Origin of the sequence: Oceanococcus atlanticus, assembly GCF_002088235.1 — a bacterium.
GTDB classification, from domain to species: Bacteria; Pseudomonadota; Gammaproteobacteria; order Nevskiales; family Oceanococcaceae; genus Oceanococcus; species Oceanococcus atlanticus.
Genome location: NZ_AQQV01000001.1, coordinates 1 through 24,002, shown reverse-complemented (window position 1 = coordinate 24,002; position 24,002 = coordinate 1). Strand labels below are relative to the sequence as shown.

Below are 24,002 nucleotides of genomic sequence, written 5' to 3'. Positions count from 1 at the left end.
ATAAGTTCGCGCGTGTCGGGACGCCGGCAACGACCCTTTTTCGTGCAGATTGTCACTGCGCTGTGCCTGTGTCTATTGTCCACTGCCGGGTGGTCGCAAATCTACCGTTGGGTTGATGAAAACGGCCAGGTGCACTTCAGTGACTCGATTCCGCCGGAAGTGTCCAAGCTGGAACGCCATGTTCTCGATCAGCATGGAAATTTGCGTGAAGTTCTGCGTCGCCAGCGCACAGTCGAAGAGCTGGAAGCACATCGTCGGCGCATGGACGCCATGGATACCGAGCGTGACCGGCGGGCGCAGCAAGACGAATACGACCGCTATTTGTGGACCACGTTCGAGAACCTGGATGCCTTGGAAAAGCTCCGTGATGAGCGCCTGTCCGTGCGTGATCAGCAGATCGAACTGCTGAACAAAGACATGCAGAACATTGAGCGGGCTCTGGCGCGCGAACGCAGTCGACGCACCGAGCGCCCGCTGGCACAGCAGAACACCATCCGCGCTTTGGAAAGTGATTCGGCGGGTATTGCGGCCAAGATTGCAGAGATCAAACGCCAGCGTCAGTCAGAGTTTGAAGGCCTCAACAAAGATATGGCGCGTTACGAGTATCTACGGCTACGACGTGCCGTCGGCGGTTAGGCCCAGCCTTGCTCCTGATAGAACGCAAAAGCGTCACGCAGTGAATCCTCGACCGGGCGTGGCTGGTAATCCAGCTCGCGCGCGGCTTTGTCACAACAGACACTGTCGTTGGCCACGCTGGCGCGCAACATATTCGGTGTGAACAATGGTTTTTGCCGTTTTATGCGTGCGGCACCCACGGTGAAGGGCACGATAAACCAGCCGAACCAGCGTGGGAGGAACACCGCCGGTGTCTGGCAGCCGGTGATGTCGCTCCACAGCGCGGCGATCTCACGCATGTGCAATGGCTTGCCGCTGAGCAGGTAACGCTCGCCGGTGCGGCCGCGTTGGGCCGCCACCATGATGGCTTGCGCCACATCGCGGACATCCGCGCAGTCAGTGGCGATGTTGAGCAAGGCGGGCAGCTTGCCGTGGTAGAGGTCGAGCATGCCTTGCCCAAACAGGGACGGTTCAAAATCCAGCGGGCCGACCAAGGTGCCGGGGTTCACTACAACCGCGTTCAGTGCGCGTTCGCGGATGAGTTCATGAACCAATTGCTCGGCGCGCGCTTTTGAGCGGTGATAGGTGCATTTGTGATCCACCGCCAGCGGTCTGGATTCATCCAGTGGTTCGCTTAAAGGCTCCAGGTCCAGGGCATGGTGGGAGGAGCAGTGAACCAATCTAAGGTCTCGGGCCAGGCAGGCTTCCGCGACCTGTCGCGTGCCTTCAACATTCACCGCGTAAACACTGCCATCAAGATCGCGATCCAGATCGATTTTTGCGGCCAGGTGATAAACCACGCTGGCGCCTTCTATGGCTTTGGCAACGGCGGTTGGATCCAGAACCGAGCCACTGACCAGCTCTACAGTCAACCCTGCCAATGATGCTGGCAGCGCACTGGCAGGTTCGAGAACGCGCACCTTCAGGCCGTTTTCGAGCAGTGTACGGACCAGCGCACATCCCAGACGACCGCCGCCGCCGGTCACGGTAACTTGTTTTTGCATATCCCCAAGGCCTGTGTTGTTTTGCTCACTGTGGCTTGGGTGCGCGGCTGTGGCCTCCACCAAACAGGCGAGGGTGGCTATCCGGGCTGAAAGCCTTGATCTGAGGGTTTGCGTGGCGCAATAGTGGTGCGAGCCCGCAAAGCGTGATCGAACATGCCGAGCAAGAAAACGCGGATTGTCCTGGATGAGGTCAAGGATCGTCACACCAGCCACTGGGACGACGACATGATGAGCTGGGCGCAATTGCAGCGTGCTTACGATGACGGGCGCGAGCAAAGACGCCGCTATAAACGGCGTCAGTATCTGTGGATACTTTTCTGGTTGGCCATGCTGTGTCTGCATCCAACCTTGTTTTACTGGATCGGTCAGTGGCTGGGATGAGCTTTGCGCCAGGAGTTTGCGGCGGGCGGGTGACGCGGCATACTGCGCCCCGATGAATACCCCGGATACACAAATCACGGTGCCGTTTATCACGTTGCCCAATTGGGTCAGCGCGGCGGCGCACTGTGGTTTCAACGTACGTCCGGTTTTCGATGAACTCGGCATCCGCACCGATCTTGAGCGCCTTGATGAGGCCACCATCAGTCTGGCGCACCTCGGAGAGCTGATGCAGCGTTGTGTGGCGCGCGCGCGGCAGCATCATTTCCCCTTTGTGCTGGGCGAAACCTTTGCTTTTGATTATCTGCCCGACATCGCCACGTTTCTGGCAACCAGCCCTACGTTGCGTGAAGCGGTGCGCGTGCTGGATTGGGTGCGCATGTTGATCAATCCGATGGTGGACCTGCGCCTGGAAGAGGACGGCAGCCAAGCGCGCCTGGTGCAATACGGGATTGATACGCGTGTCGGTGGCCTGACTTCGATTTATTTTGTTGAGTCGACGTTTGCTGCGGTGGTCAAGTTTGGTTTGGGGCTGTCGCCAGAGTTGGCGCATGTGTCGCACATGGCATTGAGCTACCCGCAACCCGAGCACGCCGCGCGCTATGGTGATCATCTGCACTTGCCGATTCGTTTCGATCAGCCGCATGACGCCTTGTGTTTTCCGAGCGGCTATCTGGACCGGCCCTTGGATGGCGGTTTTCCCGATCTGCATGGGCAGGCCGAGCGTCGTGTCGATGAGCGTCTGGCGCGACAATCGGCGGGCACACGTTCGGCCGTTGTGCTGGAACAGGCGTTTTTGCGTGAGCCGCGTCTGTTGGGGCGTGGTCTGGAGCGTATGGCGGATCATCTGGGTCTGCATCCGAGAACCTTGCAACGCCGCTTGCAGGCCGAAGGGGCCGTATATGCCGATATCCAGGATCAGGTGCGGCAACGTCGCGCGGTCGCGGATTTGCAGAATCCGGCACTCGATATGGAGACCATCAGTGAGCGTCTGGGATTTTCCGACCGGCGCAGCTTTACGCGGGCTTTCAAACGCTGGATGGGCATGACGCCTGGGCAGTACCGCCGCACACAGCACTAGTTGCGCTGTCGCCAAATGTTCCTTTTTGGTCGTCGGCGGTCATAGTCCGCCTTGTTGACTGTGCTTACAGTGAAGGTCAGTCAATTATTAGGATGATGCTTATGTCCGCAGCGCCACAAGCCATTGTTCCTCGCAAGGGGCCGGATTTCGGTCTCGACGGAGACATACCCAAATACTGGTTTGATAACGACCCGTTCAAGAGTCGTTTTTTCGATGCCATGTCCGTGTTGTTCCCCGAGGGTGAGAAATTCTTCATCTGCTGTGTTCGTGATTACCGTGACCAGATCACCGATCCGAAACTGCAGGCCGAGGTCAAGGATTTCATTTATCAGGAAGGGCAGCACGGCATGGTGCATACCCAGTTCAACAATCGCCTCAAGGCCCAAGGCGTGGCGGTTGATCGCATCCTGGATGAGCAGAAGCGCATCATGTTCGGGTTCTTCCGCAAGCGCTTACCGGCCTCTTATACCTTGGCGCAAACCGCGGCAGCGGAGCACATGACCGCCCTGATGGCGCATGGTTTCTTCTCCGCCGGCTTGCTCGACAAGGCTGATCCACGCATCCGCGCCATGTATGCCTGGCATGCGGTTGAGGAAATTGAACATAAGGCAGTGGCTTACGATGTTTATGACAAGGTGGCCAAAGGTGGCTACTTTGTGCGTGTTGCGGCGATGCTGCAGGTGGGGCTGACCTTCCCGTTGCATGTGTTCATGATCATGCGCCATATGTTCGAGGTGGACGGTGTGCGCAAACCCGGGCGTGTGTGGCTGCGAGGGCTGTGGTGGTTGTATGGCCCGGGCGGTTTGTTTCCGCGCCTGTTGCCGCACTTTCTGACCTACTTCCGCCCGGGTTTTCACCCCTGGAAACACGGTTCCATGGATACGTACAACCGTTGGACCGAGGTGTATGAGCAAAGTGGTGATGCCATCGCGGCCGCTGATGCGGTCTCGGCCGGAGCGGCAGCCTAAGTAGGCAAGATTTTGTGGTCGGACTAAAATCAGTGCCGGCCACATCGTGTGGACATGCGGGTCGTCTCCTGGAGGCGACCCGCATTTTTATTTAGACCTACCGATTCGGAGACTCAAGATGAACAGCCTGCCACCGTGTCCGGCCTGCCAGTCGGCCTATACCTATGAGGATGGACATCTGCTGGTGTGCCCGGAATGTGGTCATGAATGGTCGCTTGATGCAGCCCCGCAAAGCAACGCTCCGCAATACAAAGATGCGCACGGTAATGCGTTGCAGGATGGTGACAGCGTCAGCGTGATCAAGGACCTCAAGATCAAGGGCTCATCTTCGGTGGTTAAGGTCGGCACCAAAGTGAAAAACATTCGTCTTGTCGATGGCGATCACAACATCGATTGCAAGATCGATGGTATCGGCGCGATGAAATTGAAATCTGAGTTCGTCAAGAAAATCTAGTTTCAGACGCCGGGCGCCGCGCTATGTCGCGGCGGGTTTGCGTGTGCGTGGCCGCCCCTTGGCCTTGGCATTCGCCTTGTTTTCCACCGAGTCGATTCGGCCCTCATCACGCAGGTCCTGAAAGATATCGGTGATGCGCTGGAACATGTGAATACCCATGGAATTTTCCTCTTCCGTCATGCGGTCGGTTGCCAGCTTGATGAATGTGGTGGCGTTCTCAACCATGCGGCGATAGTAGCGTTGGCCGGCCGGCGTTACGGTGACCAGTTTTTCGCGTCCTGAATTGGGGTCTTCGCTGATGGTGATGAAGTTGTGCGGCGGTTTTGCCAGTGAGCGCAAGGCCTTGGACACGGTGCTGCTGGTGATGTCGTACCAGGACGTCAGGCAGCGTTCGATGTCTTTGCGGCGCAGGCTGGAGCTGCCATTTTTCAGCCCCTCGGTGCGCAGCAGCCACATGATGACGGTTTGGTGACGATCGAGTTCACCGCTACAGCGCAGGGCATCCTCGACCTGCATGCCGATGGCGTAATGGATCGGGTAGAACAGCTCCAGGAAGTGCCCTGCAGCATCGTCGTGGGTGATCTTCTTGACGGTGGTTTTTAGTTTTATCAAGTGTCTCGATCCGTGATGTCGTAAACCGTCATTATGATTGTCTCGCCTGTTAGCGGGCAATAATGTCGAATTGACACTATTAAATCTAGACAATAATCTGCCGGCGTTTATCAACGCACCAAGGTGGAGACATGACCGCAGAGTCGCAGGCCGTTGCTGAGCGAGGGCATAGCGCCCCGGACGAACTCAGCCGCAAGCTGGCTGTATTACGAGACGCCTACGAAGCCGAGCGCTATCCCGATATTGAGGTTCGCAAGGACCGCCTGCAGCGCTTGTGGTCGGCGCTGGATACGCACGCTCGGCGTTTGTGCGAAGCCCTGAACAGCGATTTCGGTCACCGCTCACCCAAACAGTCGTACTTCACCGATATTGCGACCACCGGGAAATCAATACGCCTCACTCGCAAAGGCTTGGCCCGTTGGATGAAGCCGGAAAAGCGCAAGGTGGATTTCCCATTTTCTGTGCTGGGTGCGTCGGCACGCGTTGAGTACCAGCCGCTTGGCGTGGTCGGCATTCTGAGCCCATGGAACGTGCCGGTGAACCTGACACTGACACCCCTGGCGGGGGTATTGGGCGCTGGCAACCGGGCCATGATCAAACCCTCTGAGCACACGCCGGCGACATCGCAGGTCATGGTGGAGCTGATTGCTTCGGCATTTTCCGATGATGAAGTCACCACGGTGACCGGAGGTGCGGATATTGGGCAGCGCTTCAGTGCGCTGGCATTCGATCACCTGGTGTTCACCGGAGGCACCGCCATTGCGCGACACATCATGCGTGCAGCGGCTGACAACCTGACACCGCTGACGCTTGAGTTGGGAGGGAAATCACCGGTGCTGGTCGGCGAGGATGCGGATCTCAATCTAGCCGCCAAGCGCACCGTATTCGGCAAGGTCTTCAATGCCGGGCAGGTCTGCCTGGCACCTGATTATGTGCTCGTGCATGAACGTCAGCGCGAAGCCTTGGTGTCTGCGATTCAGGCGGAAATTCAGGCAACTCTGCCTGAGGGCGCGATGAGCGACGACTACGTTGCCGTCATCAATGAACGCCAAAGTGACCGGATCAAGGCCTACCTGGATGAGGCGCGGGCCGCCGGTGCGCGGGTCTGGTCAGCCGATGCAGGGCAGGGACGACGTATACCGATCACACTGATCGTGGACCCGCCGGAAGATTTGCGGGTCTGCCATGAGGAAATCTTTGGGCCCTTGCTGGTGGTGCGAAGTTATGCCCAGTTTGCACAGGCCCTGGATTACATCAATGCACGGCCACGGCCGTTGGCCCTGTACTACTTTGGCAACAACGCCACACAGCGTCGGCAGGTTATCCAGGACACGGTCTCCGGTGGCGTCACCATCAACGATGTGGTGATGCACTACACCTTCGATGATCTGCCATTTGGGGGCGTAGGGCCGAGTGGCATGGGGGCTTATCACGGCTTCGACGGTTTCCGGCAGTTTTCCCATGCGCGCGCCGTGTATCACCAGACGCGCTTTGATCTTGGTCGCATCATCCGACCCCCGTATGGCCGTGCTTTCGAGCTGTTTTCGCGCCACGTCATGACACGCGGATAAATTGTTTGACAGAAATAGTGTCCAAATGACACTATTATCCGACATTAGAAAATACCAAGGAGACTGACGTGGCCGAGCTGAAATACGGAGCGGATTTCGATGTGACGAAACTGCTCGATCCGGACGTCATTGCGAATCCATACCCCTACTACGCACTGCTGCGAGCGCGGCCGCCTCAGTTTGGTTTGCTCGACTATCCGCCCGGCACTGTGCCGGGTGTGGACCAGCCCAATCCGGCCTGGGTTTTTACCCGCTACGAAGATGTCCAGGGGGTGATGAAGAACCATGACGCCTTCTCGTCACGTGACCCGATGCAAGAGGCCTCGGAAGCGCCCACGCTGATGCTGGTCAACCATGACCGGCCGCGCCATACCCTGTTGCGCAACATTGCCAAAAAAGCCTTTACGCCCAAGCGCGTGGGCACCGACATTGCGCCTTTGGTCACGCAAACGATCAGCGAGATGGTCAATGGTCTGATTGATAACGACATCGACTTCATGCAGGAAGTGGCTGGGGTGCTGCCTTCGGTGGTCATGACCTTTTTGATTGGCACGCCGCGTGAGGATTATCCCAAGCTGGTGCGCTGGGCCAATGCGTTCATGGTTTCTTCGGATTTCACCCCTGAAGAGCGTCAGCAGTGCAACATCGAATTGTTTACCTACTACAGCACCAAAGTGGCGGAGTGCTACGCCGCGATTGAGCGCGGTGACGAGGTGCCTGACACTTTGATGGCAGCGTTCATCCGGGCTGAGGATGAAGGCCAGCATTTGACCAAGGAAGAGGTTGTGCTGTTCTGCATCACCTTAGTCGTCGCGGGGGCGGAAACCACCACCTATCTGCTTGGGAATCTGGTCGCAACGCTGCAGGAAGAGCCTGAATTTTTCGACCTGCTTAAACGTGATCGTACCCAGGTGCGCCCGTTCATCGAGGAGAGCCTGCGGCGAGACGGTCCGCCGCAGCGATTGTTCCGCGTGGCAACGCAGGATATCGAACATGGCGGTGTGCAGATCAAGCAGGGCGACTGGGTGGCATTTTTCATGGCTGCGGCCAACCGCGATCCGGATATGTTCGAACAGCCGGACAAGTTCATTCTCAATCGCCCCAATATCGGTCGCCACGTCACCTTTGGTCATGGCATTCATCATTGCCTGGGATCCAGCGTGGCGCGGATGGAGGCCGAAAAGATGCTTGAGGTCATTCTCGATAACTGCAGCGGCATTGATGCGGGATCGAAGCCCAAGCAGCGCCAGCGTGGTGGATTGCTGACCTTCGGACTGCAGAGCCTGCCGGTGGTGCTCAAGTCCTAGATTCACACTCCGAAAATCGAGCAGGACATGGCCAAGCTGATGTTGCAAACCGATGCCTTTTGTCTGAATCGCCAAGGTGCGATTGCCGAGCTGACACTGACCCGAGCAGAGCAGCTGAACACCTTGCAGGATGCTTTCTGGGGCGACTTGTCTGATGCCTTGGAGCGTGTAGACGCTGACCCAACGCTGCGCGTGCTGATTTTGCGTGCAGAGGGTGAACACTTCTGTGCGGGCATGGATCTGGATTTCTTCGCCGCGGTGCGTGCCCATGGCGACGCGGAGCCGGGCCGCTATCGTGAATGGCTGAGACGCAAGATTCGCTATTTGCAACGCCCGATGGACCAGATCGAGGCTTTGCGTATTCCGGTGATTGCCGCCACGCAAGGGGCGTGCATCGGTGCCGGGCTGGATCTTGTCTGTGCAACAGATCTTCGCCTGTGCTCGGCCGAAGCGTTTTACTGCATCCACGAGATCAATGTTGCGATTACCGCAGACCTTGGTGTGCTGCAGCGGATGCCGAACCTGATCGCCCCGGCGATCGTGGACGATCTGGCGCTGACCGGGCGGCGTATGCCGGCAGATGAAGCACGCGGCAGCGGATTTGTGCGTCAGCTTGTCGATGCGCCGCAAGATCTGCCGGCAGCCGCGATGCAGTTGGCCGAGCAACTGGCGGCTCTGTCGCCGTTGGCTCTGGCCGGCACCAAAACGGCATTGCGGCGTAACCGGCGTAGCGAGATTGCTGACGGACTTGATTACATGACGGTGTGGAACGCGGCCATGTTCGTCACCGACGATATCCCGCAGGCCATAGAGGCTCAGCGCCAACGCCAAGCCGCAGCGTTCCAGGACTTATTGCCATGAATGCGCCCCAGCGTGTTGTGGTTGTTGGCGGAGGGCAGGCCGCGACCCAACTGATTGGCAGCTTGCGTGGGCACGGCTATGAAGGGCAGATCACTTTGTTCTGTGATGAAGACGTGCTGCCTTATCACCGCCCGCCGTTGTCGAAAAAATTCCTGCTCGGCGAACTGCCGCTGGAAAAGCTTGCGATTCGCAAAGCAGCTTACTACCAGACGCACAACGTCGATGTGCATCTTGGCCGAGCGGTGGTCGCAATTGATACGGCCACGCAATGCGTTGTTGATGAGGCCGGACAGACCACGCCCTATGACGCACTGGTGCTGGCGACAGGCGGACGGCCGCGCGATCTTGCATTGGTTCCGCAGGGCATGAGCGGTGTATTTACCATGCGGACCTATGCCGACAGTCAGGCCCTGCGTGAACGTTTGAATGGCGCCGAGCGGGTGGTGCTGGTGGGCGGTGGCTACATTGGCCTTGAGGTCGCGGCGTCGCTACGCACGTTGGGTTGTCAGGTCAGCGTGCTTGAAATGCAATCCAGAGTATTGGAGCGCTCAGCCGCAGCGCCCATCGCGCAGCGACTGGTGGAAGAGCATCTCCGCCAGGGCAGCCAGGTGCATTGTGGTGTTGGCGTTTCACGCGTGCTTGGCCAGGACGCTTTTGCCGGCGTAGAGACCAGTGCCGGCGAGCGACTGGAGGCGGATGTTTTAGTCGTGGGCATCGGCATGCAGGCCAATAGTGAGCTGGCCGAGGCCGCAGGTCTGGCCTGCGACGATGGCATCCTGGTCGATACCACGGGGCAGAGCAGCGATGCCCGCATATACGCCATCGGTGATGTGGCGCGCCCACGCCTGACTCAAGGCCATGGCGGCGTGCGACTGGAATCAGTAGACAACGCCATTCACACCGCCAATGTGGTGGCTGCTGCGATCACAGGTGCCACGCCGCCGCAGCCGGTGGCCCCCTGGTTCTGGTCCGACCAATACAAAAGCAAACTGCAGATGGTGGGTTTGGCGCCAGCGGCGCAAGGCTGGTTGCAGCGTGCCAGTGCCGATGGAACGCGCCTGAGCTGCTTCCTGCTTGATGGCAATCGTCTGCGTGCGGCGCAGTGTCTGAATGCCGCCGGGGATTTCATTGTGGCCAAGCGCTTGATCGCGACAGGCCAGGCTGTGGACCCCGCAGCGCTCACAAATCCGGCGATCGCATTGCGCGATCTGCTCACTACGGCTTCGGAATAAAAGATATGAAAATCAAAGTCATCGATCGCTCAGGCACGGTCATGGACCTGCACTACGAGAGCGGAGATCGGCTCATGGATGTACTGGCGGAACTCGACTTGGTCGAGGCCACGTGCGGCGGCGAATGCTCCTGTGCGACCTGCCAGGTGTATGTCGATGCGGATTGGCTGAATCGACTGCCACCCAAAGATGAGCTTGAACTTGAGCTGCTTGATGAGCTGCTCAACACCCGCGAGACCAGCCGCTTGGCGTGCCAGATTCATCTCAGTGATGAGCTGGATGGCATTCCGATCACCGTTGCGCCCGCGGAATAAATCCATATCAGGAGACAACAATGAGTACCCCAGAAGTCGACACCACCATTGAAGTGTTTACCCGTTTCGGCAACAAGGACGTGCCAGCGATTCTTGAACTGCTCAACGACGATGTAGTGATCGAGTTTTATGGCCCATCGGTCATTCCGTATGCGGGCAACTACCGTGGTTTGGCCGAGGCAGAGACTTTCTTTTCGACCGTGCTCAGCTCCGTCGACATTCATCAGTTTGAGCCGGAGCAGTTTCTGAGCGACGGCAAGATGGTGACCGTGACCGGCCAACTTCATCTCACGGCGCGTTCAACCGGCCGGGATATTCGCTCGGATTTTGCCCATGTCATTACAGTTGAGAATGGCAAGTGGACACGTTTTCGCGACTTCATGAATACCGCTGAGGCGGTCGCAGCATTCAGTTGATGAATCCTGCTGTGGCATACCGGCAGATCGCACTGGGTGATCTGCTGCTTTTCACCGTTTTGGCGGTGCCGGGTCTTGGCAGCTGGATGATTGGTTTGCTGGTTCAGATGAACGCCAGCATGCAGTGGTCTGGTGCGTTGCAGATAGCGCCGGGTAGTGCGCTGCTGGTTCACCTGATTGGGGTGCTTGGCGCCGGGCTGGCATGGTTGCGCTTGAGCCTGGGGCTGATGCCGCAAACCTTGCGCGTCAGTGTGGCGGTGAAATTTACTGCGGCCGCTTTGTTTGGCCTGGGAGTTGGGATGGGAGCGCCATCCATATTCCTGGTTCTGGGCGCGGTCGATCTGATTCAGGCTTTGATTTTGTTGGTTTTTTGCCGCTTTCAATCGAGCCATTTAAAAGATGTCGAAAAGACATAATTATTAATAGACATGATGTCGCAAGTTGTGTAATGTGACATCTGACAGGTGCGGCCACATACAACTAAATCAGGCCGCCATAAAACATCGAAACGTCAACGTGTGCCGGCGCTCCCCCTGAACCGGCGCAAGAGATGCGGAGTGAGACATGACGAAGGGATTTGTTTGGCGGGCCTTGCCAGGTCTGTTTTTCGCGCTGAGCAGCGCAACGTTGCACGCGCAGGACGATCTGGATGACTTGTTCGGCCCGAGCGAATCCTCGACAGCGGACGAACAGCAGACCGCATCCGAGGCTCAGCAGGTACCGCAAGCTTCGGCCGAAACCGCGCCAGAGCAGGCCGCTGACGCCGAGTTGGACACCATTCCCGTAGGGCAGGACGACGACATCAAGCCGGTGCGTGGCAGCGGTAGTCGTTTGATCGAGGAGGTCATCGTGACCGCGCAGAAGCGCGAGGAAGATGTCCAGGATGTGCCGATCATGATCAACGCCTTCAGCGGTGAGAAGCTGGATGCATTCGGGGTCGAGTCGACAGCAGATCTGCAAAAGATCACCCCGGGCCTGACCTACACCTACACCTACGGCTACAGCTTGATCTATATCCGCGGTGTTGGCACGGACGCCTTTTTGCCCAATGCAGATCCCAGCGTTGCCACCTACATCGACGGGATCAACATCGGCCCCAGTCAGGGCAAGCAGGATACGTTAGGGCCTGTCGAGCGGGTCGAAGTGCTCAAAGGCCCGCAAGGTACTTTGTTTGGGCGCAATGCCACCGGCGGCGCGATCAATATTGTCACGGCTGACTCGCCTGATGAGTTTATCGGCACGGCCAAGTATTCCATTGGCAATTACAACTCGCAGAAGTACCAGCTTTATCTGGGTTCACCGCTCACGGAATACGCGGGCGCAACCTTGGCGCTGTATAAGGAAACCCAGGATCTCTACGGTCGCAATGAGGTGGGCGGTGAGCCGGGTCCAATGCGTGAGGACTATGTTCAGGGTGGTCGTCTCAAGCTGCAGGCGTTTCCCACGGACAACCTGACACTGACGCTGGTGGGCGCCTATAACGAGCAGTTCAACAGCAACTCGTTGTCGCAGGAAAATACCCGGCCTGCGCCGATCTTTGCCGCAGGCGTCGAAGCGGATGAGCCTGACCGCGTTTGGCACAACGACTATCAGGGCGGCAATGACACCACCAACGAATTGTTCGGCGCGACCCTGGAATGGTTGACCGATTTTGCCGACATCAAGCTGATTTACTCGGACAACAATGCGTATGTTGATGAGGCCATGTATGACCTGGACTCAACGGAAACATCGCAGGCCAAGTTCTACAGCAATGACCAATTCAACCTGCAGAACACCTATGAGCTGCAGATTTTGTCCAACGCCAACTCGCCGTTTGCCGATTTCATGCAGTGGGTGGCGGGGCTCTACCGCCTGGAGGGTGAGGGTGGTTTCGGAAGTTTGTACCTCAGCTTGAATGCAGTGGGATTCGGCTCCAATGTGATCGGCGGAACAAGCTTGCTGGACCGACTCGACAACGTGCTGGGCGGCACCAACCTGAGCGGCCTGGTCAACAACCTGATCAACTCAACCAATGACATTGTGCTCGGCAATGGCGGGATTCTGACCACTGAATCCAACGCGGCTTATCTGCAGTCCACGATATTTGCAACGGACTGGCTGGATGTAACGCTGGGTGTACGTTATCAGGAAGAAACCCGCGGTTTGACCAATAGCTATCTGGACGTGGTGCTGCCGACGGCAGGCGAGCCACCAAACGCCTACTTTGATGCCCACCGCACGGATCAGAATATTCGGATCTTCAACTTCAGCGTGCCCGATCTGAAGGACGAAACCTGGTCGCCCAAGATTGCGCTTCAGTTCCGTCTCGACGACAACTTTCAGATCTTTGCTTCGGCCCAGCGCGCTTACAAGAGTCCGACCTATAACATCGTCAACTTCTTCACCAATCCCGACGCGGTGGAGCGTGAAACGGCGACAGCCTTCGAGCTGGGCTTCAAATCGGATTTGTTCGACAACTCACTGCGCTTGAACGCTGCGGTGTTCCATACCCAGATTGACGGCTTGCTGACCGCGATTGTGTCGATTGGCTCGGGCGGCATCGTGACCTTCAAAAACGCCGGCGAGGCTGAAATCACCGGTGCGGAATTCGACATGTTGTGGCAGCCGATGCCGGTGTCCAACCCCGGACTTGCGATTGCGGCGGGGGCAACCTATCTGGACGGAACCTACACCGACTACCCCAATGGGTCGGGCTACGATGATGACACCGGGCTGTATTTTGGTGAGGACAGTCTGATCGGCGGTCCGGCGCGAGATTTTACCGGCAACGACATTGTTCGCACGCCAGACCTGACCGCCACCTTGTCGGTCAATCAGTTCATCGGTGGTGGTTCGTGGGGTGATTTTGAGCTGGGCGTCGACTACTACTACAACAGTGGTTTCAACTACACGCCGCAAAATTCACCGTTCTTCGAGCAGCCGGCTTATGACACTTGGGCCGGGCGCGTGTCGTATTTCTACAACCCCTGGGGGCTTCAGCTCACGGCGTTTGTCGAGAATGCACAGAACACCGACTACTACCAATCCATCCTGCAACAGGATTTTGGTCGCACGGTCACGCTGGCGCCGCCGCGCTTGTACGGACTGCGCATGAAGTGGACCTTCTGACGCCCGGCAACGGCCGTCGACACCGATATACCAAAACATAAATCTTCTGCGCGGCATCACCGGATCCACGCACAGGCGCAGCAATTCGCTGGAGGAGAGAGACATGAAGGCCATCAATCTGGTCTCGGCAGGTTTGGCTTTGGCCATGGGTTTGCCGACGATCGCAGCCGCTGAAAACTTGGCACCGTTTGAGCGAGGTCTCTACGTGGCGCCCATGGCGTCTTATGTTGAGCCTGATTCAGACCGCACACTGGATGACGGTCTGGGGGGCACGCTGGCCCTGGGCTACAGGGTCAATCCCGGGTTGGCGATTGAGCTCTACGGCGCGTTCAGCGAGCTTGATGCGGTGGACGGTGATGGCACTAGCTCCACGCTCAGCGGTGGTGGCATTGCCGCGCTGGTATTCGTGCCCCAACTTGGTGGCCTGCATCTGCCTTTGGCCATCGGCTATCTCAACAGCGATCATCAGGGCAGTGCCGGAGAAGAGTACAAGGGGCTCAGCTTTGAGGCCGGGCTTGGCTATTTGCTGCCGATCAGCTTTGGCCGCTATCGCTTTGGGCTGCGTGCCGACGCACGTTTTCGTCATCACAACGGGCAGGATGGCCAGCGTCTGGATGAAGAGGCCTCGGGTATACAGGACATCCTCTACAACCTGGGCCTGCAGCTGCCGTTCGGGCTGCAGCCGCCGCCACCGCCGCCGCCTGCACCAGAGCCGGTGGTTGTTGCACCGGCCGACAGCGATAGCGATGGTGTGCTGGATCGAGATGACCAGTGCCCAGGAACCACCTATGGCAGTCGCGTGGATGAGCGCGGTTGTGCGCCACCACCGCCGCCTCCGCCATGTCCGCAAACGCTTGAAAACGTTGATGAGGTTGAACTTAGGGGCTGTGCGGCTGGTGATGTGATCGCCTTGCGTGGGGTCAACTTTGACACCGACAAGGCCGAGCTGACTGAGACCAGCGAAGCGTTGCTGAGCGAAGTGGCACAGCAGTTGCGAGAGCATCCTTCTATGCAGATTGAAGTCGCCGGACATACGGACAATCAAGGCCGGGCATCGTATAACCTGGATTTGTCGGAGCGGCGTGCGCAAACGGTCCGCAGCTACCTGATTGAACGGGGTGTTGAGTCGTCACGTCTGAGCACACGCGGGTTTGGTGAGACATCGCCCATGACCAGCAACGATGATGCGGCGGGGCGCGCGCTAAATCGCCGCGTCGAATTGCGAATTCTTGATGCCGACAGCGCTGGTTAAGGCCGTGGTTTGCGATCCTCAGCATCCCCGGTATGCTTTCGCGCTGATCTGCATCGGTCCTGGGGGGGAGTGAATGGCAGTTTTCTTAGCGAGACGCCTGCGCGCGTGGGTAGGGCTGTGTTTGCTGCTGGCATGTGCTGGCGGACCTGCCTATGCGCAGGAGGATGCCGAGGCGCCGTATGCGCTGCGTTCAGTTCTCGAAAGCATGGCCGCGCATCAAGAGGATGCATTGGCCAGATTGCAACAGCGTGAAACGCGCTATCAGACGCGGCTCGAAAACGCACAACAGAAGCTGGCACAGGCCAAAGCGCGCCTCGGGCGTCTCGAGGCACAAGGCGTACGTTTGGAAAACAGTTTTGAGTCCAACCGTGTTGAACTTGATGACAAGGCCAAGCTGCTCAGTGACAAGATCGGCGCGCTAAAAGAGCTCTTTGGGGTCTTCCAGCAGAATGCGTCCGATCTGATCGGGGCATTTGTGAATTCGCCCACCAGTCTTGAATTTGCCGATCGTGATGTGTGGTTGGAAGGCTTCGCCAATCGCATGAAGAATGCGACAGAGGTTTCGTCTGCCGACGACATTCGTAGCTTGTGGTTTGAGATTCAGCGTGAGATTGCGGCCACCGACGATATCGTATGGCTGCGGGCGCCTGTGGTTGACCTGCAGGATGGTGTGACAGAGCGCGATATCGTCCGCGTGGGCACCTTTAACCTTCTGACGGCAGATCCTCAGCCGGCTTATCTGCGTTGGGACGGCGGCCATCAGCGGGTCGAGACCCTGGCCCGCCAGCCGGGTGGAGACGAGCTCTTACAGGTCGAGAACTATCTGTCGGCATCACAAGGCTTGCACACGCTTTCGCTTGATCCCACCCGCGGTCCCTTGCTTGGCCTGCTGGTTGAAAAGCCCAGCCTGCGCGAGCGTGTTGATCAGGGTGGGTTGGTCGGCTACATGATTCTTGGATTGGGCGCCTTGTCGCTGGTGCTGGCGGTGTTCAAGCTGATCGATATTCTGTTGCTGAGCCTGGGCATGTCGATACAGGCCCGCAAGCTCAGTAGCCCGGGTGGCGGCAATCCCTTGGGGCGCCTGTTGCAGACCTGGCATGAATACCGTCAACGCGATGCTGAAGTGTTGGCCATGCGTTTGCATGACCGGGTGGCCAAGGAATCGGGGCGCATCCATCGTTTCACCATATTCCTTGCCATCATCGCGGCGGTTGCACCGCTGATGGGGCTGCTGGGCACGGTGGTCGGTATGATCAATACCTTCCAGGCGATCACCCTGTATGGCACCGGTGATCCGCAGACCATGGCCGGCGGCATCTCGCAAGCATTGATCACCACGGTGCTGGGTTTGATCGTCGCTGTGCCTGCAGTCCTGCTGCATGCCCTGGTGTCGTCGCGTGGCAAGCGCCTGGTCAATCGATTGCAGCAGCACAGTGCCGCGCTCACCGGTGATGCGCTGGCCGCGCGCCAAGACAATGCCGCGGACGGCTCAGCGGTGCTGCCGTCCGTGACGACCGCGCCAGCTTAAGGAGTGTTTCGATGAGTGATGTATTCGGCGACGGCGATGCACGCGAAGACGAAAACGCGATCGACCTGACGCCCATGCTTGATGTGGTGTTCATCATGCTGATTTTCTTCATCGTTACGGCGACTTTCGTCAAGGAAGCCGGTGTCGATGTGGAACGTCCGTTGGCAAGCACAGCAGAGCGTCAGGATTTAGCCAACATATTGATAGCCATCACGCCAGAAGATGATGTGTGGATCGACGGCAATCGTGTTGATGTGCGCGACATGAGCACGCTGATCAAACGCCTGCACGCCGAAAACCCGCAAGGGTCGGTCGTGATTCAGGCCGATCGGGATTCCACACACAAAACCTTGAAACAGGTGATGGATGCGGTTCAGAAGGCCGGCGTTGGACAGGTTGCCGTGGCCGCGGAGAACGAAGGATGAGCAGTTTTGCAAAGCATGAGGCCGCACGCGCGGTGACCTCTGGAGTGGGAATGATGAATAAAGCAGTAGGTTTGGGGCTGATCTTCGGCTTGTTGGGTAGCAGTGCGGTTTGGGCTGAAAGCGTGCGCGATGTGCTTGGCCAGGGCGAAGCCTTCCTGGTTGCGCAACGCGAATCGCAGCAACGCATCGATGCCATGGACAATCAGACCCAGGACGTCGATGCCGAATATCAGCGTTTGCTGCGCCAGATCGAAGGTCTGGAAGCCTACAACCGCCAGTTGCAAACACAGATTGACGCGCAAGAGAGCGAGATCGCGCGGACTGATGCGTCGATTTCCAAAGCCACCGAAGTGGACCGTCAGTTGCTCCCGCTGCTCAACAATATGGTTGACACCTACGCGGAGCTGGTTGAGGTCAGTCCACCATTCCTGCCGGACGAGCGTGCCGAACGGGTAGGTTTTTTGCGCGATACGGTTGATCGCGCAGACGTCGCTGCGGCGGAAAAATTCCGCCAGGTGCTCGACGCCTATATGACCGAACTGTCGTACGGCAACACGATCGAGGCCTACAACGATGTGATTGTCACCGAGGGCGGAGAGCGTGAAGTCAATGTCTTGCGTTTGGGCCGTATCGGGCTCTACTACCAGACCGCAGACCGTATGCATACAGGGCGCTGGAATCCCGAAACAGCGCAATGGGAACCCTTGGCTGCGGAATACCGCAATGGCGTGTATCAGGCGATTCGTGTGGCCAACAAACTGACCGCGCCGAGTCTGTTGAGCCTGCCTCTGCCACCGCCGCGCGAACCGGGGCGCCGGGCTGGCTACAACGGCGGTCTGGAGTTGTCGATGGCACAACGCGGACAGCTTGAAGTGGCGCTGCAGGAGGCCCAATGATGCGCACACTTTCGGCAATAACTGCAGCGTGGGCCGTTGGTCTTACGCTGGCCTGCACCAGTTTCTCGGTGACCGCCCAGAGCGAAGATGCGTTGCTTGAGAAAGTGCGCACAGGGCAGGTGGGCAACCGGGCTGACGAAGCCCGCCAGATGGCCAGCTTCCGGCGCTTGTCTGATGCCGACAAGCGGGCCCGTCTGTCCGAGGCGCGTGCACGACGCGATACGCTGCAGGCGCAAAGCACTGGGCTTGAGAAAACCGCCCGTGACAACAAGTTGACGTACGAGCGCAAGATCAATGAGTTGCGTTCGGAAATGGGGCCGAACGCCGCACTCTTTGGCCTGTTGCAACAGAATGCGGCGGATCTGGTGGGGATCCTGCGCAATTCGCCAACATCGCTTGATTACCCCGGCCGCGAAGCGTGGCTGGCTGAGCTGATTGCGCGGATGGAGAAAGCTTCTGAAATTTTCACCATCGAAGATCTGGAGAAGCTGTGGTTTCTGATTCAGCAGGAGATCACCGCATCCGGTCAGATCGTTAATGTCGATGGTGAGGTCATTACCGCTTCAGGTGATCGTAAGACGCTCACCATGACCCGGGTTGGCAAGTTCAATCTGGTTGCAAGTCAGCCAGAGGCGGCCTACCTAACCTGGCAGGCTGACAATCAGCGTGCCTCCTTGCTCAAGCGCCAGCCGGAAGGGCGTTACCTTGATGAGGTGTCGGCCTATCGGGCCAACACCGACGGTGTGGCGGCACTTGGCATTGACCCCACCGGTGGTTCGCTGCTCAGTCGCCTGGTCGATGCGCCGTCCTTGCTCGACCGTGTGCATCAGGGTGGTTTGATCGGTTATTTGATCATTGCTTTGGGCGCGGTTGGTGTACTGATCGCGATCTTCAAGTTGGCAAGCATTTTGATCGTCGGCAGCAATGTGGCGGCTCAGCGTCGCAACATTGAGAACCCGCGCGACAACAACCCTCTGGGACGCATGTTGCTGGTTTACGAGGCGAATCAGGACGCAGACACCGAAACCTTGGAGATGCGCCTGGGCGAAGCCATTTTGGAAGAACGGCCGAAGCTGGATCGTTACATCAGCGCGGTTAAAGTGATTTCCGCGCTGGCCCCGCTGATGGGGCTGATGGGCACGGTTATCGGCATGATTGCGACTTTTCAGGCCATCACCCTGTTTGGCACAGGTGATCCGAAAACCATGGCTGGCGGGATTTCCCAGGCCCTGGTGACGACGGTGCTGGGTCTGACCGTGGCCATCCCGACCGTGCTGTTGCACGCGATTGTAAGTGCGCGTGCCACCGCAGTGATCAACACGCTCAAGCACCAGACCGCAGGCCTGATCGCTGAGCGTATGGAATCGCGGGCAGCCTAGGAGATCGGCGATGTTCGACAGGCTGCATTTTCTGTACACCGACATTGCCTTTCAGGTCAGCAATTTTTTGACCCTCGGCGGTGATGTGTTGCTGCTGATCGCGCTGGCCATTTGTGTGATGTGGGTATTCATCATTGAGCGCGCGCTGTTCTTTTATGTGCGTTATCCGCACAAAGCACGTGAGGTGAAAGCCTTGTGGGAGGGGCGTGCCGATCACCGCAGCTGGCAGGCGCATCAGATTCGCACCGCGTTGTTGGGGACCATGCGCCAACAAACACGGGCCTACATCAATACCGTGAAGACGCTGGTGGCCCTGTGTCCGCTGCTGGGGTTGCTGGGTACGGTTACCGGCATGATTGCGGTGTTCGACGTGATGGCTCATGCCGGCATGGGCAACCCGCGTCTGATGGCAGATGGTGTGGCCAAGGCGACCGTGCCCACCATGGCGGGGATGGTCGGGGCGCTGTCCGGTGTTTTTGCCATCTACTGGCTGGATTGGCAGGCGCGGACGCGCATGGATGATCTGGCCGACCACCTGGATACCGAACATGCGTGAGTTTCTGGATGAAAACACCGGTGGCGATGAGGAGTCCGGTATTGATCTGACACCGATGCTCGATGTCGTTTTCATCATGCTGATTTTCTTCATCGTGACGGCGAGCTTCGTTAAAGAGTCAGGTTTTGATGTCAACCGACCACCCAATACTCAGCAGCCGCCGAAAGATGACGAAGTCAAAAACATCCTTGTGAACGTGGCCGCCGATGGCCAGCTGTTCATCAACCGGCGGCCGGTTGATGCCGCGGCCTTGGTCCCGAATATCAAGCGTCTTTATGCCGAAAACCCCAAAGGTGCTGTGGTCATTCAGGCCGAGGATGATTCGAAGAATGAGCGCCTGATTACGGTGATGGATGCGGCGCGCAAGGCCGGCGTCTACAACGTGTCGATAGCCTCGAATTAGGAAGCGGAACGATGAGTACAAGCGCTATCGATAAAGTCGTTCGCAACAGTCCTGTGAACGGGTTTGTGCGCGCTGTGGTGGCGGTCAGCGTCGGTGTGGTGATCACCATTTTGCTGTACTGGTTGATGTCCGCTCTGGTTGCTGCGGGCAAGAATGCGCTGACCCAGGCGCCAGCCGGGCGCATCGTCGACTTTGTGCGGGTGCCGGATCCGCCGCAATTGCGCACAGAGCAACCCAAACCGCAGAAGCCAGACAAGCCGCAGATTGCCCCGCAAACCCCGCAAATGCAGAGCGAAGCGGTCAAGCCCAGCGGCAATACGGTGAACATTGGCGCGCTGTCCGTTGACAGTGATCTGGCCGTCGACACCAGTGCCGGCTTGTCAGCCTCGGATGGCGAGTACCTGCCCATCGTTAAGGTGGCGCCGATCTACCCGCGTCGGGCGCAAAGCCGCGGCATTGAGGGCTGGGTTTTGCTCAGTTTCACGGTGACCGAAACCGGCAGCGTGATTGATCCGGTGGTAGTTGATGCTGAACCGTCCGGGGTTTTCGACACAGCGGCCAAGAAGGCAGTGGAACGCTTCAAGTACAAACCGCGCGTGATCAACGGCCAGGCTCAGGTTGTGCGTGGCGTTGAACATCTGATCACCTTCAAGCTGGACGACTGACATGGCCAAAATCTTCAGTAAGTTGCTTGTTTCGGTGATGCTGGCCGCGCTGCTGGGATCTCCGGTGCTGGCCAAGGACGATGATGCTGGTCGTAAGCCGCCCACGCGGGTCACGGAAAAGTTGTCGCCCAAGGTTTATCAGAAGATCGAGGCTGCGCAGCAGGCACTGGAAGCCAAGGATCTGGCGGGTGCTGCGGCGATCATGGATGAGCTGAATGCTACGGCAGACAAGCTCAATGATTACGAAAAGTCGCAGATGTACAACTTCTATGCGGCGATTCACTACGAGCAGGGCGACATCGCGGCAACCATTGCCGACTACATCGCCATTCTCAAGCTGGATAACCCACCGGAGCAGATTCGCACCAACAGTCTGTTCCGCCTGGCGCAGCTGTATTTCGTGCAGGAGGATTACAGCAAGGCCATTCGGGTGTTGCAGGAATGGCAGAAAAATGTCGACAGTGTGCGACCCGAAGCGCACATGTTACTGGCGCAGGCGTACTACCAGCTTGAGGACTACGACGCAGCCAAGGCGCCTGTTATCGAGGCGATGAAGGAAGCCCGCCGCCGTGGACAGCCTTTGCAGGAAAACTGGCTGGCCCTTCTGCGTGCGGTGTATTACGAGCTTGGTGATTATAAAAGTGCGGTCAAGGTACTGGCCCAGCTGATCCAGCGCTGGCCAAACCCGAGTTACTACAAGCAGTTGTCCGGCATGCTTGGTTTGATGGGGCAGCAAAAAGGTCAGCTTTACGTGATGCACGCGGCCTATACGGCCGGCATGCTTGAAGGCGAATCAGAGTTGCTCAACATGGCGCGTTTGTACATGGCTGAGGATGCACCGTACCCGGCGATTGAGATCATCAAGCAGGGCCTGGATGACGGCACTATCGAGGACAATGCACAGAACCTGCAGTTGCTGGCTCAGGCAATGGCGTTGGCCAAGGACAGCGAGGGCCAGATCCCGGTTCTGCAGCGTGCTGCGGAATTGTCAGGCGAGGCCCGGCAGTATTTGTATCTGGGCCAGGCTCAGATCAGTCAATACCTGTGGGCTGACGCCGCAAGTTCCTTGCAAAAGGCTCTGGATATTGGCGGCTTGGACCGCCCGGGTAGCGTGTATATGCAGCTGGGAACGGCGCAGTTCAATCTGAAGCGCTACAGCCGCGCATTGCAGGCCTTTAAAGAAGCTGCGGCGTACGAAGACTACGCCCAGCAAGCACGTCAGTGGGTTGCGTTTGTGAATCAGGAAATACAGCGCGAGCGCGCCATCCGCAATCTCTAGGTTTACCGCAAAGGGTTGATCCGCATGCAGCCATGTCCCGGTCGAGTCTTCCCCAATGACACCTTGAACCGCTGTATGCGTCCTTTGCGGCTTTCTTTTTTGCTGGCCCTGGCATGGATGCCCAGCGTGCTCAGTGCACAAGCGCGTTTACCAACCGGTGCACAGGCGCTGGATCCTGCGAGTGGACGCGTGGTCTATGAGGAGCGGCGCTCGGCGCTTTACAGTGACGCCCGCATGATTCAATCCGATCTGGTTTGTTTGTCGGATCAGGGTCAGGTGAGCGGCCGTATCAACCTTGATCTGAGCGGTGAGTATGCTGAGATGGAGTGGACCGATGCGAATGGCGATCATCTGCACCTTTCGCGAAGCGGCTCGCGCTGGCGCGCGCGTTATAAGTCCGAGCAACGACGCAGCGAAGTCAGATGGCCCCGGCTTCGGGCCGATGACTTGATCGAAGACGATTTGCTGGCTTTTCTGCAGTCCCATGTTGATGACCTCAAGCAGCAGAATCTGAACAAACTGGTGGTGGTGCGCGCACCTGACTTGCGGCGTCAGAGCTTCGCGGTTCAGGTGTCCATGCTGGATGCACAGCGGCTCGACATCCGCTTGCAAGATCAGGGTTGGTTTTCTGATAGCCAGGCAGACATGCGCATCATTATGCGTAGCGATGGCCGCCTGCTGAGTTATCAGGGGCCGCCGACTTGCCCTTTGCCAGAAGGGGCTCCCAGCCGCGTTGATGTGCAATATCTGTACTGACGCCTTGCAACACGGTGTGCCCAAGCACTCAAGCTATCGAAAGCGATAGGCTTACTTTCCTGCCCGTTATGACTACACTGAGTCTGGGCATACTATCGTTTCAGATAAGCTGCAGGCGGGCAGGGGAGATGCCTTCGCCAGCAGTTTTTGGGGGGGACAATGTACAGCCAAACTGTACAACCCAGGTATCCGGACGAGTATTCATCAAGCACACAGGATGTGCTGGGTGAACTGGTTGCGGGCCTGAAAAAACTAGGCTTTAACGGCTATTGCTTGACCATTGAAGAGCCAGCCACTTTGCACGAGCGTCGACGTTTTGTGTTGAGTACCGATAAAGCGTGGTTGAGCTACTACTATAAGAATAATTTCGCAGCTGAGGATCCGGTATTGCTGGCTGCGCGCCGGTCGCACGGTAACTTCGTATGGTCTTCCGGTACGAATGAGCCGTCACTGATGTCATCGAAGTCGGCCGTGCTGCGCGCGGCGGATGATTTTGGTTACAAGAACGGGCTGACCATGAGCCATCACCTTGGCCGTTTGGGATTAGCTGTCCTCAGTGCGACGGTGGATGTCCGCGAATCTCCAATGCGCCTGCTACAAGATCAGGAGCGTCGAGAACTCCGCGTCTTGCTTGAGAAATCCACCCAGGCGGTTCTACAAGATTGGCGTCATGACCAAGAGCAGCTGCCGCAATTGACGGGGCGGGAGCATCAAATTTTGCGCTTGTCGGCGCTTGGGCTGTCGTCCGAGCAGATTGCTGGGCAGCTAAATGTTGCTGAAGTAACGATACGTTTTCACCTCAAGGCCGCGCGAAGAAAGCTCAAGGCGAGCAACAAAACAGAGGCGGTGGCTAAAGCGATTGCCATGGGTCTGATACAACTCTAGGCCTGTCCGTCGTCAGATAACTTGAAACACCGGATGGTGATTCCTTCAGGAGGA

26 protein-coding genes are annotated in these 24,002 nt (G+C 57.9%); 24 read left to right on the top strand and 2 right to left on the bottom strand.

Features of this window, described 5'->3' with window-relative positions; genetic code table 11:
* The first annotated feature begins 42 nt into the window (after positions 1–42).
* The gene (locus ATO7_RS00125) at positions 43–636 is read left to right on the top strand and encodes a DUF4124 domain-containing protein (protein ID WP_158522960.1); all 594 of its coding nucleotides are present in this window, start codon (positions 43–45) and stop codon (positions 634–636) included.
* Here the strand turns inward: ATO7_RS00125 and ATO7_RS16885 are convergent.
* Positions 633–1,619 carry an NAD-dependent epimerase/dehydratase family protein gene (locus ATO7_RS16885; RefSeq protein ID WP_158522959.1) on the bottom strand — a complete coding sequence of 329 codons (987 nt, stop codon included), beginning with the start codon at positions 1,617–1,619 and terminating at the stop codon, positions 633–635. The genes ATO7_RS00125 and ATO7_RS16885 overlap by 4 nt on opposite strands.
* Before the next feature lie 153 nt (positions 1,620–1,772).
* Between ATO7_RS16885 and ATO7_RS16880 the strand changes: the two genes are divergently transcribed.
* The 4 genes from ATO7_RS16880 (at position 1,773) to ATO7_RS00105 (ending at position 4,500) form a co-directional block, all read left to right on the top strand.
* On the top strand, positions 1,773–2,000 hold the full coding sequence (locus ATO7_RS16880; RefSeq protein WP_158522958.1) for a hypothetical protein: 228 nt from the start codon (positions 1,773–1,775) through the stop codon (positions 1,998–2,000).
* A gap of 52 nt (positions 2,001–2,052) precedes the next feature.
* Positions 2,053–3,078, top strand: a complete 1,026-nt coding sequence (locus tag ATO7_RS00115) for a helix-turn-helix transcriptional regulator (RefSeq protein WP_158522957.1) — start codon at positions 2,053–2,055, stop codon at positions 3,076–3,078.
* A 101-nt stretch (positions 3,079–3,179) separates the two neighbouring features.
* On the top strand, positions 3,180–4,046 hold the full coding sequence (locus ATO7_RS00110) for a metal-dependent hydrolase (RefSeq protein WP_158522956.1): 867 nt from the start codon (positions 3,180–3,182) through the stop codon (positions 4,044–4,046).
* Positions 4,047–4,164: 118 nt separating this feature from the next.
* Positions 4,165–4,500 (top strand): zinc ribbon domain-containing protein YjdM, encoded by a 336-nt coding sequence (locus tag ATO7_RS00105; RefSeq protein ID WP_083558894.1) that lies wholly within the window; start codon positions 4,165–4,167, stop codon positions 4,498–4,500.
* Between the two features lie 21 nt (positions 4,501–4,521).
* On the opposite strand, the gene ATO7_RS00100 is transcribed toward ATO7_RS00105, so the two are convergent.
* Entirely contained in the window at positions 4,522–5,112 is a 591-nt protein-coding gene (locus tag ATO7_RS00100; protein ID WP_083558893.1) for a MarR family winged helix-turn-helix transcriptional regulator, read from the bottom strand.
* 131 nt (positions 5,113–5,243) lie between these two features.
* Between ATO7_RS00100 and ATO7_RS00095 the strand changes: the two genes are divergently transcribed.
* The 19 genes from ATO7_RS00095 (at position 5,244) to ATO7_RS00005 (ending at position 23,948) form a co-directional block, all read left to right on the top strand.
* Positions 5,244–6,683 carry a coniferyl aldehyde dehydrogenase gene (locus tag ATO7_RS00095; RefSeq protein ID WP_083558892.1) on the top strand — a complete coding sequence of 480 codons (1,440 nt, stop codon included), beginning with the start codon at positions 5,244–5,246 and terminating at the stop codon, positions 6,681–6,683.
* 68 nt (positions 6,684–6,751) lie between these two features.
* The gene (locus ATO7_RS00090) at positions 6,752–7,990 is read left to right on the top strand and encodes a cytochrome P450 (protein WP_083558891.1); all 1,239 of its coding nucleotides are present in this window, start codon (positions 6,752–6,754) and stop codon (positions 7,988–7,990) included.
* Between the two features lie 27 nt (positions 7,991–8,017).
* The gene (locus ATO7_RS00085; protein ID WP_083558890.1) at positions 8,018–8,851 is read left to right on the top strand and encodes an enoyl-CoA hydratase-related protein; all 834 of its coding nucleotides are present in this window, start codon (positions 8,018–8,020) and stop codon (positions 8,849–8,851) included.
* Positions 8,848–10,083: an NAD(P)/FAD-dependent oxidoreductase gene (locus ATO7_RS00080; protein WP_083558889.1), complete on the top strand. Its 1,236-nt coding sequence runs from the start codon at positions 8,848–8,850 to the stop codon at positions 10,081–10,083. The genes ATO7_RS00085 and ATO7_RS00080 overlap by 4 nt, the downstream gene beginning before the upstream one ends.
* Positions 10,084–10,088: 5 nt before the next feature.
* On the top strand, positions 10,089–10,397 hold the full coding sequence (locus ATO7_RS00075) for a 2Fe-2S iron-sulfur cluster-binding protein (RefSeq protein ID WP_083558888.1): 309 nt from the start codon (positions 10,089–10,091) through the stop codon (positions 10,395–10,397).
* A gap of 20 nt (positions 10,398–10,417) precedes the next feature.
* Positions 10,418–10,813: a nuclear transport factor 2 family protein gene (locus tag ATO7_RS00070; RefSeq protein WP_083558887.1), complete on the top strand. Its 396-nt coding sequence runs from the start codon at positions 10,418–10,420 to the stop codon at positions 10,811–10,813.
* Positions 10,814–10,899: 86 nt separating this feature from the next.
* On the top strand, positions 10,900–11,229 hold the full coding sequence (locus ATO7_RS00065) for a hypothetical protein (protein WP_146680084.1): 330 nt from the start codon (positions 10,900–10,902) through the stop codon (positions 11,227–11,229).
* A gap of 148 nt (positions 11,230–11,377) precedes the next feature.
* Positions 11,378–13,924 (top strand): TonB-dependent receptor, encoded by a 2,547-nt coding sequence (locus tag ATO7_RS00060; RefSeq protein ID WP_083558885.1) that lies wholly within the window; start codon positions 11,378–11,380, stop codon positions 13,922–13,924.
* 103 nt (positions 13,925–14,027) lie between these two features.
* Positions 14,028–15,176 (top strand): OmpA family protein, encoded by a 1,149-nt coding sequence (locus tag ATO7_RS00055; protein ID WP_083558884.1) that lies wholly within the window; start codon positions 14,028–14,030, stop codon positions 15,174–15,176.
* Positions 15,177–15,381: 205 nt separating this feature from the next.
* Positions 15,382–16,704, top strand: coding sequence for a MotA/TolQ/ExbB proton channel family protein (locus ATO7_RS00050; RefSeq protein WP_158522955.1), 1,323 nt, complete (start codon positions 15,382–15,384; stop codon positions 16,702–16,704).
* An 11-nt stretch (positions 16,705–16,715) separates the two neighbouring features.
* Complete coding sequence (locus ATO7_RS00045) at positions 16,716–17,129, top strand: ExbD/TolR family protein (RefSeq protein ID WP_083558882.1); 414 nt, start codon at positions 16,716–16,718, stop codon at positions 17,127–17,129.
* 53 nt (positions 17,130–17,182) lie between these two features.
* Positions 17,183–18,025, top strand: a complete 843-nt coding sequence (locus ATO7_RS00040; RefSeq protein WP_158522954.1) for a DUF3450 domain-containing protein — start codon at positions 17,183–17,185, stop codon at positions 18,023–18,025.
* The gene (locus tag ATO7_RS00035) at positions 18,022–19,404 is read left to right on the top strand and encodes a MotA/TolQ/ExbB proton channel family protein (RefSeq protein ID WP_083558880.1); all 1,383 of its coding nucleotides are present in this window, start codon (positions 18,022–18,024) and stop codon (positions 19,402–19,404) included. The genes ATO7_RS00040 and ATO7_RS00035 overlap by 4 nt, the downstream gene beginning before the upstream one ends.
* Positions 19,405–19,414: 10 nt before the next feature.
* A complete protein-coding gene (locus tag ATO7_RS00030; protein WP_083558879.1) occupies positions 19,415–19,960 on the top strand; it encodes a MotA/TolQ/ExbB proton channel family protein in 546 nt (181 codons plus the stop codon).
* Positions 19,953–20,363 (top strand): ExbD/TolR family protein, encoded by a 411-nt coding sequence (locus ATO7_RS00025; protein WP_083558878.1) that lies wholly within the window; start codon positions 19,953–19,955, stop codon positions 20,361–20,363. The genes ATO7_RS00030 and ATO7_RS00025 overlap by 8 nt, the downstream gene beginning before the upstream one ends.
* Positions 20,364–20,374: 11 nt before the next feature.
* A complete protein-coding gene (locus ATO7_RS00020) occupies positions 20,375–21,028 on the top strand; it encodes an energy transducer TonB (RefSeq protein ID WP_083558877.1) in 654 nt (217 codons plus the stop codon).
* Position 21,029: 1 nt separating this feature from the next.
* Positions 21,030–22,307, top strand: coding sequence for a tetratricopeptide repeat protein (locus tag ATO7_RS00015; RefSeq protein ID WP_083558876.1), 1,278 nt, complete (start codon positions 21,030–21,032; stop codon positions 22,305–22,307).
* 24 nt (positions 22,308–22,331) lie between these two features.
* Positions 22,332–23,063 carry a hypothetical protein gene (locus tag ATO7_RS00010; protein ID WP_158522953.1) on the top strand — a complete coding sequence of 244 codons (732 nt, stop codon included), beginning with the start codon at positions 22,332–22,334 and terminating at the stop codon, positions 23,061–23,063.
* Positions 23,064–23,222: 159 nt separating this feature from the next.
* Positions 23,223–23,948 (top strand): autoinducer binding domain-containing protein, encoded by a 726-nt coding sequence (locus ATO7_RS00005; protein ID WP_083558874.1) that lies wholly within the window; start codon positions 23,223–23,225, stop codon positions 23,946–23,948.
* Positions 23,949–24,002: the final 54 nt, after the last annotated feature.

What these genes read in the sequence shown, in the direction of transcription:
- ATO7_RS16885 (WP_158522959.1), bottom strand. Translation starts at nt 1,619, where the DNA reads ATGCAAAAACAAGTTACCGTGACCGGCGGCGGCGGTCGTCTGGGATGT.
- ATO7_RS16880 (WP_158522958.1), top strand. Translation starts at nt 1,773, where the DNA reads ATGCCGAGCAAGAAAACGCGGATTGTCCTGGATGAGGTCAAGGATCGT.
- ATO7_RS00115 (WP_158522957.1), top strand. Translation starts at nt 2,053, where the DNA reads ATGAATACCCCGGATACACAAATCACGGTGCCGTTTATCACGTTGCCC.
- ATO7_RS00110 (WP_158522956.1), top strand. Translation starts at nt 3,180, where the DNA reads ATGTCCGCAGCGCCACAAGCCATTGTTCCTCGCAAGGGGCCGGATTTC.
- ATO7_RS00105 (WP_083558894.1), top strand. Translation starts at nt 4,165, where the DNA reads ATGAACAGCCTGCCACCGTGTCCGGCCTGCCAGTCGGCCTATACCTAT.
- ATO7_RS00095 (WP_083558892.1), top strand. Translation starts at nt 5,244, where the DNA reads ATGACCGCAGAGTCGCAGGCCGTTGCTGAGCGAGGGCATAGCGCCCCG.
- ATO7_RS00085 (WP_083558890.1), top strand. Translation starts at nt 8,018, where the DNA reads ATGGCCAAGCTGATGTTGCAAACCGATGCCTTTTGTCTGAATCGCCAA.
- ATO7_RS00080 (WP_083558889.1), top strand. Translation starts at nt 8,848, where the DNA reads ATGAATGCGCCCCAGCGTGTTGTGGTTGTTGGCGGAGGGCAGGCCGCG.
- ATO7_RS00075 (WP_083558888.1), top strand. Translation starts at nt 10,089, where the DNA reads ATGAAAATCAAAGTCATCGATCGCTCAGGCACGGTCATGGACCTGCAC.
- ATO7_RS00070 (WP_083558887.1), top strand. Translation starts at nt 10,418, where the DNA reads ATGAGTACCCCAGAAGTCGACACCACCATTGAAGTGTTTACCCGTTTC.
- ATO7_RS00065 (WP_146680084.1), top strand. Translation starts at nt 10,900, where the DNA reads ATGATTGGTTTGCTGGTTCAGATGAACGCCAGCATGCAGTGGTCTGGT.
- ATO7_RS00060 (WP_083558885.1), top strand. Translation starts at nt 11,378, where the DNA reads ATGACGAAGGGATTTGTTTGGCGGGCCTTGCCAGGTCTGTTTTTCGCG.
- ATO7_RS00055 (WP_083558884.1), top strand. Translation starts at nt 14,028, where the DNA reads ATGAAGGCCATCAATCTGGTCTCGGCAGGTTTGGCTTTGGCCATGGGT.
- ATO7_RS00050 (WP_158522955.1), top strand. Translation starts at nt 15,382, where the DNA reads ATGGCCGCGCATCAAGAGGATGCATTGGCCAGATTGCAACAGCGTGAA.
- ATO7_RS00045 (WP_083558882.1), top strand. Translation starts at nt 16,716, where the DNA reads ATGAGTGATGTATTCGGCGACGGCGATGCACGCGAAGACGAAAACGCG.
- ATO7_RS00040 (WP_158522954.1), top strand. Translation starts at nt 17,183, where the DNA reads ATGAATAAAGCAGTAGGTTTGGGGCTGATCTTCGGCTTGTTGGGTAGC.
- ATO7_RS00035 (WP_083558880.1), top strand. Translation starts at nt 18,022, where the DNA reads ATGATGCGCACACTTTCGGCAATAACTGCAGCGTGGGCCGTTGGTCTT.
- ATO7_RS00030 (WP_083558879.1), top strand. Translation starts at nt 19,415, where the DNA reads ATGTTCGACAGGCTGCATTTTCTGTACACCGACATTGCCTTTCAGGTC.
- ATO7_RS00025 (WP_083558878.1), top strand. Translation starts at nt 19,953, where the DNA reads ATGCGTGAGTTTCTGGATGAAAACACCGGTGGCGATGAGGAGTCCGGT.
- ATO7_RS00020 (WP_083558877.1), top strand. Translation starts at nt 20,375, where the DNA reads ATGAGTACAAGCGCTATCGATAAAGTCGTTCGCAACAGTCCTGTGAAC.
- ATO7_RS00015 (WP_083558876.1), top strand. Translation starts at nt 21,030, where the DNA reads ATGGCCAAAATCTTCAGTAAGTTGCTTGTTTCGGTGATGCTGGCCGCG.
- ATO7_RS00010 (WP_158522953.1), top strand. Translation starts at nt 22,332, where the DNA reads ATGCAGCCATGTCCCGGTCGAGTCTTCCCCAATGACACCTTGAACCGC.
- ATO7_RS00005 (WP_083558874.1), top strand. Translation starts at nt 23,223, where the DNA reads ATGTACAGCCAAACTGTACAACCCAGGTATCCGGACGAGTATTCATCA.